This is a genomic window from Mycobacterium paraffinicum (assembly GCF_025822865.1).
Classification (GTDB): domain Bacteria; phylum Actinomycetota; class Actinomycetes; order Mycobacteriales; family Mycobacteriaceae; genus Mycobacterium; species Mycobacterium paraffinicum.
Window position 1 is genome coordinate 255,130 of sequence record NZ_JACKUR010000025.1, and the last position, 18,939, is coordinate 274,068.

Annotated in this window: 18 protein-coding genes and 2 pseudogenes; 8 read left to right on the plus strand and 12 right to left on the minus strand. The window is 67.6% G+C overall.

The features are described from left to right. Positions 1-16 precede the first annotated feature (16 nt). From rfbB to H7J89_RS15695, 4 genes and pseudogenes are all read left to right on the plus strand, one after another. Positions 17-1,012 (plus strand): dTDP-glucose 4,6-dehydratase, encoded by a 996-nt coding sequence (gene rfbB / locus H7J89_RS15680; RefSeq protein ID WP_264044577.1) that lies wholly within the window; start codon positions 17-19, stop codon positions 1,010-1,012. Beyond that, the gene (gene rfbC / locus H7J89_RS15685) at positions 1,013-1,621 is read left to right on the plus strand and encodes a dTDP-4-dehydrorhamnose 3,5-epimerase (RefSeq protein WP_264044578.1); all 609 of its coding nucleotides are present in this window, start codon (positions 1,013-1,015) and stop codon (positions 1,619-1,621) included. A 200-nt stretch (positions 1,622-1,821) separates the two neighbouring features. Next, positions 1,822-2,982, plus strand: coding sequence for an acyltransferase family protein (locus tag H7J89_RS15690; protein ID WP_264044870.1), 1,161 nt, complete (start codon positions 1,822-1,824; stop codon positions 2,980-2,982). A gap of 57 nt (positions 2,983-3,039) precedes the next feature. After that, positions 3,040-4,177, plus strand: a pseudogene (locus H7J89_RS15695) (acyltransferase family protein). On the opposite strand, the gene H7J89_RS15700 reads toward H7J89_RS15695, so the two are convergent. From H7J89_RS15700 to H7J89_RS15730, 7 genes are read right to left on the minus strand one after another with little or no spacing between them, the layout of a single operon-like run. Next, the gene (locus H7J89_RS15700) at positions 4,062-4,472 is read right to left on the minus strand and encodes a hypothetical protein (protein ID WP_264044579.1); all 411 of its coding nucleotides are present in this window, start codon (positions 4,470-4,472) and stop codon (positions 4,062-4,064) included. The pseudogene H7J89_RS15695 and the gene H7J89_RS15700 overlap by 116 nt on opposite strands. Continuing rightward, the gene (locus H7J89_RS15705) at positions 4,469-5,389 is read right to left on the minus strand and encodes a metallophosphoesterase family protein (protein ID WP_264044580.1); all 921 of its coding nucleotides are present in this window, start codon (positions 5,387-5,389) and stop codon (positions 4,469-4,471) included. The genes H7J89_RS15700 and H7J89_RS15705 overlap by 4 nt, the downstream gene beginning before the upstream one ends. After that, positions 5,386-5,778: a cupredoxin domain-containing protein gene (locus H7J89_RS15710; RefSeq protein WP_264044581.1), complete on the minus strand. Its 393-nt coding sequence runs from the start codon at positions 5,776-5,778 to the stop codon at positions 5,386-5,388. The genes H7J89_RS15705 and H7J89_RS15710 overlap by 4 nt, the downstream gene beginning before the upstream one ends. Before the next feature lie 30 nt (positions 5,779-5,808). Continuing rightward, a complete protein-coding gene (locus tag H7J89_RS15715) occupies positions 5,809-6,513 on the minus strand; it encodes a Rieske (2Fe-2S) protein (RefSeq protein WP_264044582.1) in 705 nt (234 codons plus the stop codon). Continuing rightward, entirely contained in the window at positions 6,510-7,058 is a 549-nt protein-coding gene (locus H7J89_RS15720; RefSeq protein ID WP_264044583.1) for an RNA polymerase sigma factor, read from the minus strand. The genes H7J89_RS15715 and H7J89_RS15720 overlap by 4 nt, the downstream gene beginning before the upstream one ends. A gap of 45 nt (positions 7,059-7,103) precedes the next feature. Continuing rightward, entirely contained in the window at positions 7,104-8,531 is a 1,428-nt protein-coding gene (locus H7J89_RS15725) for an NAD(P)-binding protein (protein ID WP_264044584.1), read from the minus strand. A gap of 20 nt (positions 8,532-8,551) precedes the next feature. Beyond that, positions 8,552-9,124: a TetR/AcrR family transcriptional regulator gene (locus H7J89_RS15730; RefSeq protein ID WP_264044585.1), complete on the minus strand. Its 573-nt coding sequence runs from the start codon at positions 9,122-9,124 to the stop codon at positions 8,552-8,554. 84 nt (positions 9,125-9,208) lie between these two features. On the opposite strand from H7J89_RS15730, the gene H7J89_RS15735 reads away from it, so the two are divergent. The 4 genes from H7J89_RS15735 (at position 9,209) to mmsB (ending at position 13,755) form a co-directional block, all read left to right on the plus strand. Next, positions 9,209-10,087, plus strand: a complete 879-nt coding sequence (locus H7J89_RS15735) for an SDR family oxidoreductase (protein ID WP_264044586.1) — start codon at positions 9,209-9,211, stop codon at positions 10,085-10,087. An 84-nt stretch (positions 10,088-10,171) separates the two neighbouring features. Continuing rightward, positions 10,172-11,692: a CoA-acylating methylmalonate-semialdehyde dehydrogenase gene (locus H7J89_RS15740; RefSeq protein WP_264044587.1), complete on the plus strand. Its 1,521-nt coding sequence runs from the start codon at positions 10,172-10,174 to the stop codon at positions 11,690-11,692. Positions 11,693-11,698: 6 nt separating this feature from the next. Beyond that, on the plus strand, positions 11,699-12,859 hold the full coding sequence (locus H7J89_RS15745; protein WP_264044588.1) for an acyl-CoA dehydrogenase family protein: 1,161 nt from the start codon (positions 11,699-11,701) through the stop codon (positions 12,857-12,859). 11 nt (positions 12,860-12,870) lie between these two features. After that, the gene (gene mmsB, locus H7J89_RS15750) at positions 12,871-13,755 is read left to right on the plus strand and encodes a 3-hydroxyisobutyrate dehydrogenase (RefSeq protein ID WP_264044589.1); all 885 of its coding nucleotides are present in this window, start codon (positions 12,871-12,873) and stop codon (positions 13,753-13,755) included. Between the two features lie 98 nt (positions 13,756-13,853). Here mmsB and H7J89_RS15755 read toward each other — a convergent pair whose 3' ends face one another. From H7J89_RS15755 to H7J89_RS15775, 5 genes and pseudogenes are all read right to left on the minus strand, one after another. Continuing rightward, positions 13,854-14,366 carry a MarR family transcriptional regulator gene (locus tag H7J89_RS15755; protein WP_264044590.1) on the minus strand — a complete coding sequence of 171 codons (513 nt, stop codon included), beginning with the start codon at positions 14,364-14,366 and terminating at the stop codon, positions 13,854-13,856. Next, a pseudogene (locus H7J89_RS15760) lies at positions 14,264-15,440 on the minus strand (pyridoxal phosphate-dependent aminotransferase). The gene H7J89_RS15755 and the pseudogene H7J89_RS15760 overlap by 103 nt, the downstream one beginning before the upstream one ends. Beyond that, entirely contained in the window at positions 15,440-16,459 is a 1,020-nt protein-coding gene (locus H7J89_RS15765; protein WP_264044592.1) for a 3-oxoacyl-ACP synthase III family protein, read from the minus strand. Before H7J89_RS15765 ends, H7J89_RS15760 begins: the two are co-directional and overlap by 1 nt. Positions 16,460-16,463: 4 nt before the next feature. Continuing rightward, positions 16,464-17,111 (minus strand): SRPBCC family protein, encoded by a 648-nt coding sequence (locus tag H7J89_RS15770; protein WP_264044593.1) that lies wholly within the window; start codon positions 17,109-17,111, stop codon positions 16,464-16,466. After that, positions 17,092-18,834 carry a thiamine pyrophosphate-binding protein gene (locus H7J89_RS15775; protein ID WP_264044594.1) on the minus strand — a complete coding sequence of 581 codons (1,743 nt, stop codon included), beginning with the start codon at positions 18,832-18,834 and terminating at the stop codon, positions 17,092-17,094. The genes H7J89_RS15770 and H7J89_RS15775 overlap by 20 nt, the downstream gene beginning before the upstream one ends. Positions 18,835-18,939: the final 105 nt, after the last annotated feature.

Genomic DNA, 18,939 nt, shown 5'->3' on the forward strand with positions numbered 1-18,939 from the left:
CGGTTAGGGTTTGGGCATGCGGTTACTGGTCACCGGCGGCGCTGGCTTCATCGGCGCGAATTTCGTGCACAGCACGGTCCGGGAGCACCCGGAAGATTCCGTGACGGTGCTCGACGCCTTGACCTACGCCGGCCGTCGGGAGTCGCTGGCCGACGTCGAGGACGCCATCCGGCTGGTGGTGGGCGACATCTGCGACGCCGAGCTGGTCTCCCGGCTGGTGGCCGAGTCCGACGCGGTGGTGCACTTCGCCGCGGAGAGCCACGTGGACAACGCGCTGGACGACCCGGGGCCGTTCCTGCACACCAACGTCGTCGGGACTTTCACCATCCTCGAAGCGGTGCGGCGCCACGGCGTGCGGCTGCACCACATTTCGACCGACGAGGTCTACGGCGACCTCGAGCTGGACGACCCCCACCGATTCACCGAGTCCACGCCGTACAACCCGTCGAGCCCGTACTCGGCCACCAAGGCCGGCGCCGACATGCTGGTCCGGGCCTGGGTGCGGTCCTACGGCGTGCGCGCGACGATCTCGAACTGCTCCAACAATTACGGGCCGTATCAGCACGTCGAGAAGTTCATTCCGCGCCAGATCACCAATGTGCTCACCGGCCGGCGGTGCAAGCTGTACGGCAGCGGCGCCAACGTCCGCGACTGGATCCACGTCGACGACCACAACAGCGCCGTGCGACGGATCCTGGAAAAGGGCGAAATCGGCCGCACGTACCTGATCAGCTCCGAGGGCGAGCGCGACAACCTCAGTGTGCTGCGCACGCTGCTGAAGATGATGGGGCACGAACCCGACGACTTCGACCACGTGACCGACCGCGTCGGTCACGACCTGCGCTACGCCATCGACCCGTCGATGTTGTACGACGAACTATGTTGGGCGCCAAAGCATACCGATTTCGAAGAGGGATTGAGCGCCACCATCGACTGGTATCGTGCCAACGAATCATGGTGGCGCCCTTTGAAGGACGCCGCGGAAGCCCGTTACGAAGAGCGTGGTCAGTAGATGAAGGTTCGCGAACTCGACATCCCCGGCGCCTGGGAGATCACCCCCACCATTCGCGGTGATTCCCGTGGACTGTTCTTCGAGTGGCTCACCGACCGGGAGTTCACCGAGTTCGCCGGTCACCGCTTGGATGTTCGGCAAGCGAACTGTTCGGTTTCGTCGGCCGGCGTGTTGCGCGGCCTGCACTTCGCCCAGCTGCCGCCAAGCCAGGCCAAATATGTGACCTGCGTGCGCGGCTCGGTTTTCGACGTCGTGGTGGACATCCGCGAGGGTTCGCCGACGTTCGGGCAGTGGGACTCGGTGTTGCTTGACGACCAGGACCGCAGGACGATCTACCTTTCCGAAGGCCTCGGACACGGCTTCCTCGCCTTGGAAGACGATTCGACGGTGATGTACCTGTGCTCCGCCGAATACAACCCGCAGCGCGAGCGCACCATCTGCGCGACCGACCCCGCGATCGGGGTCGACTGGCCGCTGGTGAACGGGGCTGCCCCCAACCTGTCCGACCGCGACGCCGCCGCGCCCAGCCTGGAAGAAGTGCGCGCCGCCGGGCTCTTGCCCAGCTGGAACGAGACTCAGAAGTTTATCGACGGGATGCGCAGCAAATAATCGGCGCGGCATCCAGCGGCGACCAAGCGTTCGGTTGGTTATCTGCTGCGTGAAACGCATCTGATCCTATTTTGGCAAAGTAGCCTCCACCCGCCCCCGGTAAATGGTGGAATCGGTGATGCGGGGGCCCGAATCCACCTTTGCGGTGGTCAGAAACGATACGATGGCGTCGAGCAATGGCGCTCGGGCGAAGGGGGCCGATGAAGCTAGGGCATGTCTTCAATCCGCGGAGCAACGCATTGAATGCGTGGCGCCTGCTGCTGGCTGCCGAGGTAATTTTCATTCACTCCTGGGGCGTCACGGGCCGTATCCCGTCGAACAAGCCGGCTTACCAACTTCTTCTTTGTGTGGGCGTGGACGGATTCTTCGCGATCTCGGGATTCCTCATCACAGCAAGTTGGCTCAGCAATCCGCGGGTCCGTGACTATTTCGCCGCCCGGGCACTTCGCATCCTGCCTGGCTTCTACGCCTGCTTGATCGTTACCGCGTTTGCCTTCGCCCCGCTCGGGGTAGCGATGCAAGGCGGCTCGGTCACCAAGCTCGTAGCGTCCGGCGCGCCATTGGAGTTTGTTTTGGAGAACAGCGCGGTGGCGCTGGTCAAGTTCGATATCGGCGGGACACCGCACGGGGTTCCGGTCGCGGGTGTCTGGAACGGGTCGCTGTGGTCCCTCATCTGGGAAGTGATGTGCTACCTGATCGTTGCTGCCATCGGCGTGGTCGGACTTGCGAGCCGCCGGTGGGTTTCTCCCGCCATCCTGCTGGCGGCACTGGTCGGGGCGTCGTTATTGCCGCCCCTGACCTCTCCGGAGGAATTGACTCACCAGCAAGATAATGCGCTCGTCCCGCTCATGTTTTTGGCCTGCCGAACCGCAATTATGTTTTCGGCCGGCGCGCTCCTTTACCAGTGGCGCGACAGGATCCCCGCCCGATGGGACCTCGTCGCGGTGAGCCTGGTCATCGTCGCGGCGTCCAGCCTGCTGCCCGACTACCGTGTGGTGGCCGCCCTTCCGCTGGCTTATGCCATCATCGTGTCGGGCGCCTTGATCCACAACAAGCGCCTGAGATTACGCACGGATCTGTCCTACGGCGTCTACATTTACGCATTCCCAATACAGCAGCTGCTGGTCATCGGCGGCCTCAAGTGGCTAAATCCGTTCGCGTTCTTCGTCGTTGCGACGGCAGCGACGCTGCCACTGGCCGCGGCAAGCTGGTTTTTGGTCGAAAACCCCGCGCGGTCTCTCAAACGTCGTCTCAAGCGGAAGTCGCCCGCCCCCGGTGAGCAGACAACGCAAACGGTGCTCGTGCTGCCCACGGAGGTTCGAGGTACCGCGCTTCCCCCGGAATTCCGGGGCACCGCCTAGTCACTGCCGATACGATGGCGCCGACGGCGCTGGGGATAGGACGACAGGCGGAGGCGGATGAAGCTCGGACTGGTATTCGATCCGCGAAAGAACGCGCTGAACGCATTCCGGTTGGCCCTGGCGGCCGAAGTGATGCTGTTTCACTCCTTGGCCGATCACGGGCCGGATGCCGCCCGCGGCGATTCTCCAGCTCTTCTTCTCGGTGGGTGTTGACGGGTTCTTTGCGATCTCGGGATTTCTCATCACCGCCAGTTGGCTCAACGACCCACGGGTCCGCGACTATCTCGTCGCTCGAGCGCTGCGCATCCTTCCCGGGTTCTATGTCTGCTTGATCGTGACCGCGTTCGTCATCGCCCCGATAAGTGTGGCGATTCAAGGTGGTTCGGCCGTCAAGCTGCTCCTGTCCAGCGACCCGATCGAATACGTCTGGAAAAACGCCGCCGTGGCCTACCTTCATCAGGGTGTCGGTGCCACACCGAGCGGGATCCCGGATGCGGGAAAGTGGAACGCTTCCCTGTGGTCCCTGATCTGGGAGCTGATGTGCTATCTGGTTGTCGCCGTCATCGGTGTCATCGGACTCGCCAATCGCCGTTGGGTGTCTCCCGCAATTTTGGTCCTGGCGGTGTTCGGCGCGTTGCTCTTGCCGCCCCTGACATTTCCCGGGGTCTGGACTATCCCGCAGCTGGCGGTGCGATCCGCGATCATGTTTGCGGCCGGCGCGGTCCTTTATCAGTGGCGAGACGTGATTCCCGCCCGGTGGTCACTGGTCGCGGTGAGCGTGGTGATCGTCCTGGCGGCAGGCCTGTTGCCCGATTACCGCGTGGTGGCTGCCCTTCCGCTGGCCTATGCCGTCATCGTGTCGGGTGCCTTGATCCGCAACGAGCGGCTGAGATTACGCACGGATCTGTCCTACGGCGTCTACATTTACGCGTACCCGATGCAGCAGTTGCTGGCGGTCTGTGGGCTTATCTGGCTGCACCCGAGTGTGTTTTTCCTCGTTTCGGCGTTGGCCACCCTGCCGCTGGCGGCGCTGAGCTGGTATCTGGTCGAAAAGCCCGCGCAGAATTTGAGGTCTCGTCTCAAGCGGAAGTGGTCTGTTCGCGACCTTTCTGAAGTTGGCGAACTCCCCGACCCCGCGCAGTCGCCAGATCCCCCGCCCACAGCAGCACCGTCAACACCTCCGCGGTCACACTGATCGCGGCATGGGGTGCGGGCTGCCAGCCCTGCTCCGAAAAGCCCATGACCCCAGTCGTTCTCGATAGGGCGAACGCGATCAGCGAGCCGCCCGCCACGGCCGCGCCGGCCCAGCGGAGCCAGCCGGGACCGCCCAGGAGGATCAGCAGGGCTATGGCGAACGACGCGCTGGCCTGAACCAGGAAGGCGGCGCCGATATCCGGGATGTGTCGGTAGCCGTGCACATAGAGGTAGGCGTGGCTGGCAGCGCTGACCGCCAGTGACGCGGCCAGCCCGATGCGAAGCAGAAGAGTCATTGCAGCGCCTGCTCTTTCAACGCCAGGGCGGCCTCGCCCCTGGTGTAAGTGACCTCGCGGATGCCGAGGGCATCGCGGAGCTTGCCGGCGGGCAGGGTGACCGGCTTGGGCGCCGGCCCGTCACCCGGCCGCGGCAGCGGGTACGCGGTCGTCGTCCCGCTGTAGAACGTCACGTTGCCTTCCGTCTTGGAAAACAATTGGTGCACATGCCCATTGAGGCAGGTGACGGACGAGAACCGGCGCAGGTAGTTCAGTGCCTGGGCCGCGTCGTCGGTGCCCCAGCCCCAGTTGGGGTACATCGCGAACAACGGGATGTGGCTGAACACGATGATGGGGGTATCGCTCGACAGCCGCGCGACGTCCTTCTCGACGAACTCCAACTGGTCGGCCCCCAAATGTCCGAGCTTGTGCAGGTTCAGCGTGTTGACCAGTGCGATCACGTGCACGCCTGCGGTGTCGAAGCTGTACCAGCCGTCGCCGACGGATCCCGCACCGAAGGCGCTCCGATATTTCTGGCCCGCGTCGTCGACCGAGTCGTGCTCCCCGGGCACGGTGAACACATGCGGCGTCTTCAGGGCAGTCATCATCTGCTTCACCTGGTCGAACTGCTCGGTGCTGGACAGGTGTGTCAGGTCGCCGGTGTGCACGACGAAATCCGGTGTGTAGCCGAGATTGTTGACCTGATCGATCGCATGGCCGAACGTGCCGGCGACGTCCGGGTTGGGCGCCCCGGTGAATCCGATGTGGCTGTCGCTGATCTGGGCGAACCGCAGGGATGGCCGGGCGTGCGCGTGCTCTGCCGCCGCGGTACCCGCGACATGCGAAATCACTTCGCCGCCAACCACGGCGAAGCCGACCGCCGCCCCGAACCACGCCGTGTGTCGCATCAGCTGGCGGCGACTCATGTCCGGGTTCATCGCGTCACCACCACGCTCCCGCGCATCATCGGATGGATGGAGCAGACGTAGTCGAAAGTTCCGGCGTCGGAGAAGGTGTGGGTGAAAGTCGCCCCCGTCCCCATTCCGGGCGAGTGGAACGAACCGTCGGATGCGGCCACCGTATGCGGTTCTTCGTCGCGGTTGGTCCACGTGACGGTGGTGCCCACGGGGACGGTCAGCGTGGCCGGCGCGAACGCGAAGCCGTCGATGTTGACCTGGTTGCCGCTCACCGGCGCCGCGGGCGCCGTCACTGAGCCCATGGGCATGCTGGTGCTGGTGCCGGAGCCGGCGGCGGGCCGCGAGGCCGAGCAACCCGCCAGGAGGACTGCCGCGGCCACGGCGACCGCCGAATGTTTTCGAAGCATCATGCCCAGGAATAGGGCGGCGGGTTACACCACTCAGGCGGGCTGGTCGGGACGCGCGGGCGCGAACACCTCGATGACGCCGTCGATCTCACGAACCAGCAACGCCGGCAACGGCTTCGGGGCGATCGGCAGTTGGTGGGTGAGCACCTGGCCGGCGGGCGAGAACGAGGTCGAGTGGCAGGGGCAGCGCAGCGTGTCGTCGGGCGCGTCGAACCACAGCCGGCACCCTTGGTGGGTGCATACCCCGGAGACGGCCTGCGGCTTACCGTCGACGCGGCGGACGAATCCGCTCACCGAACCCAGGTCGAACGGATGCATGACCCCGTCGGGCACCTGCGAACTGGCCGCCACCCGCTGCCAGGTCCCGGCGTTGGGCGTGAGCGGCGCGTTCTCGGCGGCGGGAACCCCGCCGGGGTGCCCGGCGATCACGGCTCGGTCGATGGACACCGCGGTGACCGCGGCGGCCGCCGCTGCCGACGTGCCGACGATGATCTGGCGGCGGGTGCTGCTGTGCTTCTGGGCCGCCGCTTGGGGCCGCGCGTCGGACATCTGCTCGGCGAGGCGATCATGCAGCTCGTCGATGAATTCCGGGCGCGGGGCCTCGCCCCGGCGCCCGGCGGCGCGCAATTCGATCGCCGTGCGCAGCTGCGCCGCCTCGAAGTCGTCGGGGGCGAACGGCCTGGGCCGCCGGCCCCGCAACAGGTCGTCGACGTAGCGGCGCAGCCCTCGCGCGTTCATGGTGAGCCCCCATCGTTGATCTGCGCCGCCAACCGCAGCGCGCGATGCTGGAGCACCTTGGCGTTGGCGACGCTGACCCCGAGTTCCGCGGCGGAATCCTTGATCGAATGCCCTTGCAGGAAGCGTAATTCCAGGATATGCCGGTAGCGGTCCGGCAGGTTGTCCAGAACCCGGGCGACACGCTGCGGCGCGGTGCTGATCGCTTCCTCGCTTTCCGGTGGTTGTTCGATGTCGTCGATCGAGGTTATCTCCCGACCCAGGGTCTCCCGCCAATGCGCTGCCAGCACCGTTCGCGCGGTGACCCGCAGGTAGGCGCGCACCTCGCCGACGCTCGCGGTCAGCCGCAGCGGCCGCAGCGCGGCGAGGAAGACCTCGGCGGTGAGGTCCTCGGCGTCGGCCCGGTTGCCGACCCGGGCGAACAGCGTGCGGTAGACCCAGGACGCGTTGTCCTGGTATACCGCTTCCCAGTCCGGATAGCCATCGTCAAAGCCGCTGTCGGGCACCGCCCGCAGCGGCCGTTTGACGGGTTCGTTTTGTGCCGCCACGTGCCTCCTCCACCCGATGAATATCGAGCCGGGTTACACCGGTTATCACGGTGCGGCAAGCGAGGATTGTTCACTGAGTAGCTGGTCGAGTTTGGTAGCGGTGGCCGAGAACACCGACTTGGCGATGCTCAGCAGCCGGTCGCGCACGCGGGGCTTCGCCGAAGCCGGCGGCAGCAGATGACCGACCAGATGGCCGAACAGGTCCAGGCGCGCCGCGGACAGCCAGGCGGTCAGGTCCGGATCGTCGAGCCAGCGCAGCTGATTGCTGTAATCCGCCAGCGCCAACCGCAACCAGTCCACATCGGTGTCCGGGTGGGGCAACGGCACGCACAGGCCGTTCTTCACCCGGTCGTCGGCGTACGCGGCTTCGACGTGGGCGATCAGCGCGGCGCTGAAGATCTGCTGGCATCCGCGCACGCTTTGCAGCGTGATCCGGCCGGCGTCGAAAATGGATGTCGCCGGCCGCTTTTCGGCACCGTCGGCGGTGCAGTCGATAAAGAGAGCGTCGCCGTCGCGCGCCACCGCGCCGTCCTCGAGGACCATCTGATCCGCGTCGACGCGCAGCAGGTGCCCCTTGCGCACCACGTCGCCGATGCGTCGCAGCTGTTCGAGTTCGGCCCGGGTGACGGTCGCGCAGCGATACATCGTCGGCCGGATCGCCGGATCGATCCGCAGCACGCTGCCGGCGTCCTCGAGCCGGGAGAACAAATCATCGACCGACGCGGCGTCGTTGATCGCGCGCAGCTGAGCGATGAAGCCGGCTTTGATCTTCTCGGCGAACAGCGGTCCCGGCTGCATCGTCGCGCGATCCAGCAGCCAGGAGTCGCGGGGCATGATCCAGGTCAGCCGGTCCGGCGCGACGCCCTGGCCGAGCAGCCACAGGCAGGTGTCGATGCCGGTCTTGCCCGCGCCGACGATCACGTAACGCTGGTGCGCACCCAGTTTCGGCAGGTCGTTGGGCGGCACGCAGGTGATGCCGGGTGCGACGGCGTAGGGCGCCGGCCGCATGGCAGGCACCGTGACGTGCATGTAGGTGGCATCGACGATGCGGCGCGCCACGCTGACGGTGTGGTCGCTGCCGGCGAGCGTGGTGAAGCGGCCGTCACCGCCATCCTGGCCGCGGTATTCGCTCATCGGGAAGTAGGAGACCCGGCCGCTGGCCAATAGCTGCCTGCGCATGACATGGTCGTAGTAGGCGCACACCTCCCCGGCGGTGGCCAACTCGTAAAGCCCTTGGTTCCAACCGAATTGGTCGATGGAGTCGCTACCGAGGCGCAGCGAATTGACGCCGTAGAACGCCGAGGGCTGGTGCAGCCGCACGAACGGGTAGGCCATGTTCCAGTGCCCGCCCGGCTGATGATTGCGGTCCACCAGCACCACGCGGGCGTCCGTCTCGGACACCAGCGTGTCGACGAACGCCATGCCCATGGCGCCCGCGCCGACCACCAGGTAGTCGGCCTCGATGGTGTGCATACGCCTGAAGGCTAGCCTGCTCAGCCGATGTCGGCTGCCGCGGTGCGGAGGTCATCCAGGGCTTTGCGAGCCAGTTCGGCGAGGTCTTGCTCATTCTCCGCGGCAACCCATTCGGCGTATGCCTCTTTGAATGCGAGCACCCCCAGCTCGGCCGCGAGGGCTGCCGCCCGGGCCGCCACCCCCCGCGCGCGCAGCGCGGCCGCCATGGCCGCGGCGAGGCCGACCTGTTTGAGCGCGTCGCGCTCCTGCAATTCGGTGCTGGTGGCGATGACGGCTTGCAGCCGGGGGCCGAGCTCGCGGTTGAACGGCGTCATCGGTCCGGCCGCCCGCTCGAGGCCGGCGGCGACCGCGGCCAGCGGACTCGCACCCGCGGGCGCCGAGGCGATGCCGTCCGTCAGGAGCTGCGCCAGGGTCTCCTGACCGGCCGCCAACACCTCCCGTTTGTCGGGGAAATACCGGAAAAAGGTGCTCTTGGTCAGGCCGGCGTGATCGGCGATCTCGGCGACGGTGGTCCGGTCGTAGCCCTGCTCGGAAAACAGATGCAGCGCGGCGGCGACCAGCCGTGCTCGCGCATCCGGCTCCCATCGGGGCATCCCGTCATCGTAGCGATGAGACTCTTGTCCCATCATTCTGGTAGCGTGATGAGACATCAGTCCCATCACTCGAAGGAGTTGCTCATGCGGGTTTTCGTCACGGGTGCCACCGGCGGCATCGGCTCGGCCGTCGTGCCCGAGCTGATCGGCGCGGGACACGAGGTCCTCGCGCTGGCGCGCTCCGACGCGTCCGCCGTGGCCGCGAAGTCCATGGGAGCCGACGTGCTGCGCGGCGATCTCGACGACCCGGACAGCCTGCGCAGGGGTGCCGCGCAGTCCGACGCCGTTGTTCACCTCGCCTTCCTGCACTTCGACGACTTCGGGAAGGCGGTCACTCAGGAGGCCGGTGCCGTCGAGGCGTTCGGCGCCGCCCTCGAGGGAACCGGCAAGCCGTTCGTCATGGCCTCGGGAACACCGGCCGTGCCCGGCCGTGCTTCCACCGAGGAGGACCCGATGCCGACCGACGGACCCATCGGCGGACGCGGCCGAAACGCCCTTGCCGCCCTGGACCTGGCCGGCAAGGGGGTCCGGTCGGCGGTGGTCCGCCTCCCCCGGTCTGTGCATCGGGCGGCCGGCCCGTGCGGGTTCGCGTCCATGCTCGTCGAGGCCGCTCGACGCACCGGGGTGTCCGGCTATGTCGGCGACGGCAGCCAGCGCTGGCCGGCCGTGCATGTCCTCGACGCCGCGCGGCTGTTTCGTCTGGTTCTCGAGGAGGCCACTCCCGGCACGGTGGCGCACGCGGTCGCCGATGAGGGGGACCCGATGCGCGCGCTCGCCGAGGCCATCGGGCACGAACTCGACGTGCCCACGGCGCCGGTCTCGGCCGACCATTTCGGCTTCCTCGGTGCCGTCTTCCAGGCGGACCAACCGGCCTCGAGCGAGTTGACCCGCCGGCGATTCGGTTGGCGACCCACCCATCCGAGCCTGCTGGAGGACCTGGCGGCCGGCGGCTATCCAGGGTGAAACCGGTGTTCCTTGCGACGCCCGTCCGCGGTTACTAGGATATCCAAGTATCCGCCTCTCACGCGCGTACAACTCGAGGACACCATGACCACACAAATCCCCCACTTCATCGATGGGCAGCGCACCGCCGGCCAGTCCACCCGCACCGCCGACGTCTTCAATCCCAGCACCGGCGAGGTGCAGGCGCAGGTGCCGATGGCCGGCAAGGCCGAAGTCGACGCCGCGGTGGCCTCGGCCGTCGAGGCGCAAAAGGGTTGGGCGGCGTGGAATCCGCAGCGGCGCGCGCGCGTGCTGATGCGGTTCGTCGAGCTGGTCAACGAACACATGGACGAGCTCGCCGAGCTACTGTCCCTCGAGCGCGGCAAGACGCTGGCCGACGCGCGCGGTGACGTCCAGCGCGGCATCGAGGTCATCGAGTTCGCCATCGGCATCCCCCACCTGCTCAAGGGCGAGTACAGCGAAGGCGCCGGCCCGGGCATCGACGTCTACTCGCTGCGCCAGCCGCTGGGTGTGGTCGCCGGCATCACCCCGTTCAACTTTCCGGCCATGATCCCGCTGTGGAAGGCGGGGCCGGCCCTCGCGTGCGGCAACGCTTTCGTGCTCAAGCCCAGCGAGCGCGACCCGTCGGTGCCGGTGCGACTGGCCGAACTCTTCTTGGAAGCGGGCCTGCCGCCCGGTGTATTCCAGGTCGTGCACGGCGACAAGGAGGCCGTCGACGCCATCCTGCACCACCCCGACATCCAGGCGGTGGGTTTCGTCGGCAGCTCCGACATCGCCCAGTACATCTACGCGACGGCCGCGGCCACCGGCAAGCGGTCGCAGTGCTTCGGCGGCGCCAAGAACCACATGATCGTGATGCCCGATGCCGACCTCGACCAGGCCGTCGACGCGCTGATCGGCGCCGGGTACGGCAGCGCAGGCGAACGGTGCATGGCGATCAGCGTCGCGGTGCCCGTCGGCGAGCGGACCGCGGAACGGTTGCGCGCCAGGCTCATTGACCGGATCAACAACCTACGCGTCGGGCACAGTCTGGACCCCAAGGCCGACTACGGCCCGCTGGTCACCGAGGCCGCGCTGGCGCGGGTGCGCGACTACATCGGCCAGGGCGTCGAGGCGGGCGCCGAATTGGTGATCGACGGCCGCGAACGCGCCAGCGACGACCTGACATTCGACGATGCCAACCTCGAGGGCGGATTCTTCATCGGCCCAACGCTGTTCGACCACGTCACTCCCGAGATGTCGATCTACACCGACGAGATCTTCGGGCCGGTGCTGTGCATCGTGCGCGCCCACGATTACGAAGACGCGCTGCGGCTGCCTTCGGAGCACGAGTACGGCAACGGCGTGGCGGTCTTCACCCGCGACGGCGACGCCGCCCGCGACTTCGTCTCCCGGGTGCAGGTGGGCATGGTCGGCGTGAACGTGCCGATCCCGGTTCCGGTGGCCTACCACACCTTCGGCGGTTGGAAGCGCTCCGGCTTCGGCGACCTCAACCAGCACGGCCCTTCGTCCATCATCTTCTACACCAAGACCAAGACGGTGACGTCGCGGTGGCCGTCCGGAATCAAGGATGGCGCCGAATTCGTCATCCCCACAATGGATTAGGGCTCTATGTTCACCCTCAACGACGACGAGCGGGTCATCACCGAGACGGCGGCCGCGTTCGCCGCCAAACGCATTGCCCCATACACCCTGGAATGGGATGCCGCCAAACACTTTCCGACCGACGTATTGCGGGAGTCCGCCGAACTCGGCATGGCCGCGATCTACTGCCGCGAGGACGTCGGCGGCAGCGGGCTGCGCCGGCTCGACGGTGTCCGCATCTTCGAACAGCTGGCCATTGCCTGCCCGACCATCGCGGCGTTCCTGTCCATCCACAACATGTGCGCGTGGATGATCGACAAGTTCGGCACCCCCGAACAGCGCAAGGAATGGGTGCCGCGGCTGGCCGGGATGGACGTCATCGCCAGCTACTGCCTCACCGAGCCGGGCGCGGGTTCGGACGCCAGCGCGCTGAGCACCCGAGCGGTCAGGCAGGGTGGCGACTACGTGCTGGACGGTGTCAAGCAGTTCATCTCCGGCGCGGGCGCCTCGGACGTCTACGTGGTGATGGCCAGGACGGGCGGCGAGGGCCCGCGCGGCATCTCGGCCTTCGTCGTCGAAAAAGGTTCCGCAGGGCTCAGTTTCGGGGCACCGGAAGAGAAGATGGGCTGGCACGCGCAGCCGACCGCACAGGTGATCCTGGAGGGCGTGCGGGTACCCGCCGAGGCCATGCTGGGCGGCGCCGACGGCGAGGGTGCCGGCTTCGGCATCGCGATGAACGGCCTCAACGGCGGCCGGCTCAACATCGCGGCGTGCTCGCTGGGCGGCGCCCAGTCCGCCTCCGACAAGGCGGCCGCCTACGTCCGGGACCGGGCCGCGTTCGGCAAGGCACTGCTCGACGAGCCCACCATCCGGTTCACCCTGGCCGATATGGCCACCGGGCTGGAAACGTCGCGAATGATGTTGTGGCGGGCCGCGGATGCGCTGGACAACGACGACCCCGACAAGGTCGAGCTGTGCGCGATGGCCAAGCGCTACGTCACCGACACCTGCTTCGAGGTGGCCGACAAGGCCCTGCAACTGCACGGCGGCTACGGGTATCTGCGTGAGTATGGTCTGGAAAAGATCGTCCGCGATCTGCGGGTGCATCGAATCCTGGAAGGGACCAACGAAATCATGCGGGTGGTCATCGGCAGGGCCGAGGCCGCGCGCGTGCAGGCGAGCGCGTAGAAAGGTCGGCGATGACCGAGCACCTGACGGTGGCTTTCCTGGGTCTGGGCAATATGGGCGGGCCGATGTCGGCGAACCTTGTTGCCGCCAAACATGCGGTGCGCGGGTTCGACCCCGTGCCCGCCGCCGTCGCCGCGGCGGCGGGCCACGGCGTCACCACGTTCGACACCGCGGCCGACGCGGTGACGGGGGCCGACGTGGTGATTACCATGCTGCCCAACGGCGACCTGGTGAAGCGGTGCTACGCCGACGTGCTGCCGGCCGCCCGGTCGGGCGCACTGTTCATCGACAGCTCCACGATCTCGGTCAACGACGCCCGCGAGGTGCACGCGCTCGCCGAATCGCACGGGGTTGCGCAGTTGGACGCGCCCGTCTCCGGCGGCGTGAAGGGCGCCGTCGCCGGGACGCTGGCGTTCATGGTCGGCGGTGACGAGGCCGCCCTGGAGCGCGCCCGGCCCGTGCTGGAACCCATGGCCGGCAAGGTCATTCACTGCGGCGCGGCCGGGGCCGGCCAGGCGGCCAAGGTGTGCAACAACATGGTGCTGGCGGTGCAGCAGATCGCCGTCGGCGAGGCGTTCGTGCTGGCCGAAAAGCTCGGGCTTTCGGCGCAATCCCTCTTCGACGTCATCACCGGCGCAACCGGCAACTGCTGGGCCGTGCACACCAACTGCCCGGTGCCGGGACCGGTGCCGGCGTCGCCGGCCAACAACGACTTCAAGCCGGGTTTCGCGACCGCGCTGATGAATAAGGACCTGGGCCTGGCCATGGACGCGGTGACCTCGACCGGGTCCGCCGCGCCGCTGGGCCGGCACGCCGCCGAGATCTACGCCAAATTCGCGGCCGACCATGCCGACAAGGACTTCAGCGCGGTGATCGAAATGCTGCGCGACGGCTAGATCGGGCACAGCGGCGCGCCGAGCGTGTACTCACTGCGAAATAGCGCGGGAAGAATCGCACTCAGTGCACGTTCGGCGAAGGATAACCTTCCTCGCGTTCAATCCGCGAAGTCGCCCGCGTCGCGGCGCAGCGTCTCGATCGATGAGACCAGCGCCTTCGCTTCGGCTTCGGACATTCCGATCTCGGCGAACACCTGCTCGTTGAGCGTCACCGTGGCGTCCTCGACCGTCGAGCGGCCCAGGTCGGTGATCTGCACCAGGGTGGTGCGCCCATCGGTGGGGTGCGGCACCCGCTGCACCAACCCGTCGGCTTCCAGCCGGCGGATCGCATGCGTCACGCTGGTGACGTGGACCTGCAGCCGATCCGACGCCTTGGTGATCGGCAGCGCGCCGGTCCGGCTGAACGCCAGCAGGCGCAGCAACTCGTAGCGGGAGAAACTCAGGTCGTAGGGACGCAACGCAGTCTCTACGCGGGCCAGCAGGATCTGGTGCGCCCGCATCACCGATGTCACTGCGACCATGCCCTGCGCCACGTCGCTCCAACCGGAGCGCTCCCAGTTGTCGCGCGCCGCGGCGATCGGATCACGCTTCGGCGGTCGTGAGGCGGCCACGCCCCTTCATACCGCACTTGGCGCGCGAGCGTGGCCTTTCCCCAGCGCCGACAGCACCGCCAGTGTCGAGGTGCGGTTGCCCACGGTGATCCGCGCACCACCGTCCGGGTAGCACCGCACCCGCAGCCGGTCGTCGGCGAAAACCTCATGCCACGGCACACCCCGCCCATCCTTCTTCGCGGGCAGATACATGAAGTTCGCGTGCGCGTCCGTCGTGTAGATCCCCAGCGCGCTGAGGCGCATCCGCAGATAACAGCGTTCGGCGTTGATCAACCGGACCCGGTGCAGCAGTTGGTCTTCCGCCGCGTAGGACGCGGCGACCGCGACCAGACTGGTGATCGGGGCGCCGAACGGCAGCTGATGGGACCACAGCGTGGCGGCCAGCTGCCGCGACGCCACGCCGTAACCGATCCGCAGCCCCGCCAGGCCGTAGGCCTTGGAGAAGGTCCGCACCACCACCACATTGGGGAAGCGGGTGACCAACGCCGACACGGCGATGCGGTGCTCGGGCGCGGCGAACTCGATGTAGGCCTCGTCGAGGAGGACGACGGTGTCACGCGGCACCCGGCGCAGGAACGCCGAAACGGCGGCCGCGGATTCCACCGTTCCGGTGGGGTTGTGCGGCCGGCACAGGACGACCACCCGGGCATCGGCGGCGGCGCGGGCCAATCCGTCGAGGTCGTGGTGGCCATGCGCATCCAGGGGAACGGTCCGCGTCTTCAGCCGCGCCATCCGCGCGAGGATCGGGTAACCGTCGAAGGTGGGCGTCGCCATCGCCACCGTGTCGCCCGCAGCGGTCAGCGCCTGTAGGGCCAGCAGCACGACACCGGTGGCGCCGGCGCCCGGCACCACCCGGTCGGCGGGCAGCCCGATGTGGTCGGCGATCACGCCGCGCAGCCGCTCGGGCAGGAATTCGGGGTAGCGGTTGACGGCGTGAACGGACCGCAGCAACGCCGACCGCACCGCCGGCAGCGGCGGGAAGGGATTCTCGTTGAGCGACAACGCAAACGGATCCACCGCGTCGGGCAGCGCGTCGAATCCGTCGCCGGCCACCGGGCTCGGGGCGGGCTGCATCATCCTCGCCCGCCCCAGCGCACCGCCGCCGCACCGGCGAAGTCGCCGGCATGGGCGAAGGCGGCCATCATGACGACATCCCCGGCCTCGGCCTGTCCCTCGGAGATCGCGCGATCCAGGTTGATCGGGATCCCGGCGCCGAACAGGTTGCCGCACTCGTCAAAGGTGTCTCGATGGCGTTCGGGTGGCAACTCGAGCGCCTCGCGCCAGTTGCGCAGGAACACCCGGTTCGGCTGGTTGGTGACGAGCAGATCGATGTCTCTGGCGGGCAGGCCTATTCGATCGCACACCGCCAGCGCCACCTCGGGGACCTGCCGGTTGCCGCGGGCCAGCACCTTGGTGATCTTGCTCTCGGTGAAGCCGATGCTGCCCTCGCCGGCCCCGGCCTGCCACCACTTGCGGGGCGGGTCGTAGGACAGCGTCATCTCGCCGGCGTATTCACCGTAGGTGCGGCACTCGACGTCGAGGATGGGTGATCGGTCGCCGAGCGTGACCAAACCCACCGCCGCACCGTCCCCGGGCACCGCGGACTGCGCCTTGCGGCGGATGGTCGGCTGATCGAAGAACTGTCCGGCCGCGTTTTGGGCGATGGCGATCAGCGCGGTGTGCCCGTTAGCGGAGGCCAGCAGTTTGCGAGCCACGTTGAGCGCCAACACGAACGCCGCACAGCCGCCGTTGTTGAGGTCGAGCACCCAGGACGGCCGCATGCCCAGCCGGTGCGCGATGCCGCCGCCTTGCCCGTAGAAGGCCATGTCCGGCACCTGGGTGTGGGTGATGAGCACGTCGGCGCCCTCGACCACGTCGTGGCCGTGCCGCTCGATCAGGCCCTGCGCCGCGCGTTCGATCATGTCGATCGAACTCTCGTCCGGCCCGACGTGGTGGCGAAACTTCGGGGCGCGAAACATCACGTTCTCGCGCAGGTCGTCGGATTCGGCGAATTGCGCGTAGTAGTCGGCGCCGATGGGATCGCCGGGTAGATAGGTGGAAACGTCGATCAGGCTGACGCTCGGTTGGCTCATGTTGCTACCTCATCCATTTCGGAGTCACCGGCAGGCCGTTGCGGTACCGGTATTCGGCGATCGCCTTGAGGTTCTGCAGCTCCAGCGCGTGACCGGCGCCGAACATGTCCCAGAAGTCGCCCACCCACACCGGCCGCTGCTCAGGCGCGGTCTCCGGGTATGGGTTGTGGTCATAGAACGGGTGGTGGCAGTTCGTCCACAGCACAACCGATCCCGGCTTGTCCAGGACCACCTGCGCGTCGACGACGCGCATCAGATAGATCATCCACAGGTGCTTGCCCTGATCCCACGCGCAGTGGTAGTCGACGGTTCGCGCCGCCGCGTTGGCGATGGTCCGTGTATAGATCTCGGTCTCCGAGCCGAGCCGGTCGTAGGCCAGCCACAGGCCGGGTTCGTCGGTGGGCGTGAAACCGCGCAGGCTGTACGTCCACTCCTCGAGGCTGCGGGTGTCGGCCAGATACTCGTACAACTCATCGGGCGGGCACGCAACGTAATCGTTGACCGTGCAGTACTCCCCGAAGACCTGGTCGTGCGGGTAGACCGACCGCATCATCTCCATGATGATCGGGGTCGCCTTCTCCCGCGGGCTGGTTTCGATGCGGACCACCCCGTCGATGGGAGTGGGGATATCCTCAAGCGCTGGCAACGACATCGGATCGGTTCTCCTTCGCGGTCGAAACCTGTTCTGCGACAGCCGCACTGCCTGACAGCGCGGTGAGAAATGGAGCAAATGGCGGGATTTCGTCGGCGTCGCATTCGACGCTGACCACCGCCGGGCCCTCGATGTCCAGCGCCACCCGAAGCGCCGCGGCAAGTTGGGCGGGGTCGCTGACATCAACCGACGTCAGACCGGGAAACATCGCCGCCAGACCGGTTCCCAGCGCGCTGGGCCGGAAGCGGTTGTAGCTGTAGCGGTTCTGGTAGAACAGCTGCTCACGGGTCACGCACATAGCGTGGGCGTTGTTGTTGAACAACACGAACGTCACGGGCAGCCGGTACTGCACCGCGGTGTGCACTTCCAACCCGTGCATGAAGAAGGCGCCGTCCCCGGCGATCACCACGGTGCGGCCGCCCGGCCTGCCGCCGTTCGCCCGTCCGAACGCCATGCCGATCCCGGCGCCGAAGCTGTAGCCCATGCCGCCCATCCCGAGCGCGGCGACGAATCTGCCGCCGCGCCGCGCCGGCAGGTAGTGGATCGCGGCCGCGCCGGTGTTGCCAGCGTCGACGACGATGTCGGCCCCGTCGGGCAGGGCACGGTCCAGCACCGCCATGGCGTCGCGGTACCGCACGCCCGGCCCGTCGCAGTCCCTGGGCGTCAGCTCGGTGCGCCGCACCAGATCGGGCACGCGCACGCCGTTCGGGCGTCCGTGACCGCGCAGCGCCTGGGTCAGCAGGCGCAACGAGCCACGCAGGTCGTCGGTGTGCACGTGCGTGCAGTGCAGATAGGGCCGCGCCGACCCGATCGATACCGTTCGCACCGTCGCCAGCGCGTCGTCCAGGCCGCCGCGCGCGGTCACCGTGAGCCGGGTGCCGACGATGAGGCACAGGGCGCTGGCGGCCAGCGTTTCGGCCACGCTCGGGTGGCCCATGACGCCGGTCACGCCGAGGGCCGACGACGATCCGAAACCCGGTGTGCCGGCGACGTCTTTGGCGTCGGGGACGGTGGCCACCCGCGCGCGCAGCAGCGCGCGCAAGTCCTCGAGTTCGGCCCGGGCGTCGTCGCGGGCCACCTGCTCGCCGGCGATGATGGTCACCTGACCGGTGGTCTGGCGCAGTTCCCGGGCGATGAGATGCGGGTTGCCGATCGACGCGCTGAAACCGAAATGCTCGGGGCTGCCGTCGACGGCGATGAATGCCTGCTGAATGTCCTTGGGCAACAACAACACCGCCGGGCCACCGGCGCGCGCCGCGGAGATCGCCCGGGGCAATGCCGACACGATGTCCGCCGGCGAAACCAGCCGCTCGCAAAACACCGACACCGCCGAGAACAGTGCCCGGGCATCCAGCGATCCATTGCGACCGCTGGTGTCCTGGAAGCTGCCCCGGCCGTCCATCGTGGTCGCGGGCTGGCCGACCAGGGCCAGCACCGGAACCCGGCTCGCGAACGACTCGCCCAGGCCGGCGACGAGGTTCAGCGCTCCCCCACCGGACGTCGCCGCCACCACGCCCAGTCCGGCGCCGCTGCGGCTGTATCCGTCGGCCATGGTGGCCGCCGAGAACTCGTGCTTGGCCAGCACGGCGGTGACCTCTGGCCGGAAGTGCGCGGCGTCATACAGATCCTCGATGTTGGCGCCGTCGACACCGAAGACGTGGTCCACCCCGAGCGACGCGAGGTGCCCGACGATGTGATCGACCACCCGGTGCTTGCCGAACATGTGCTGACGCTCTCCTGATGCCACAAAGGGCCGTGCATTCACCCGATGACACGAGCCCGGCAGTTGATCGGTTCACCCCACCGGTGAACCGCGTGCCGCCGGCCC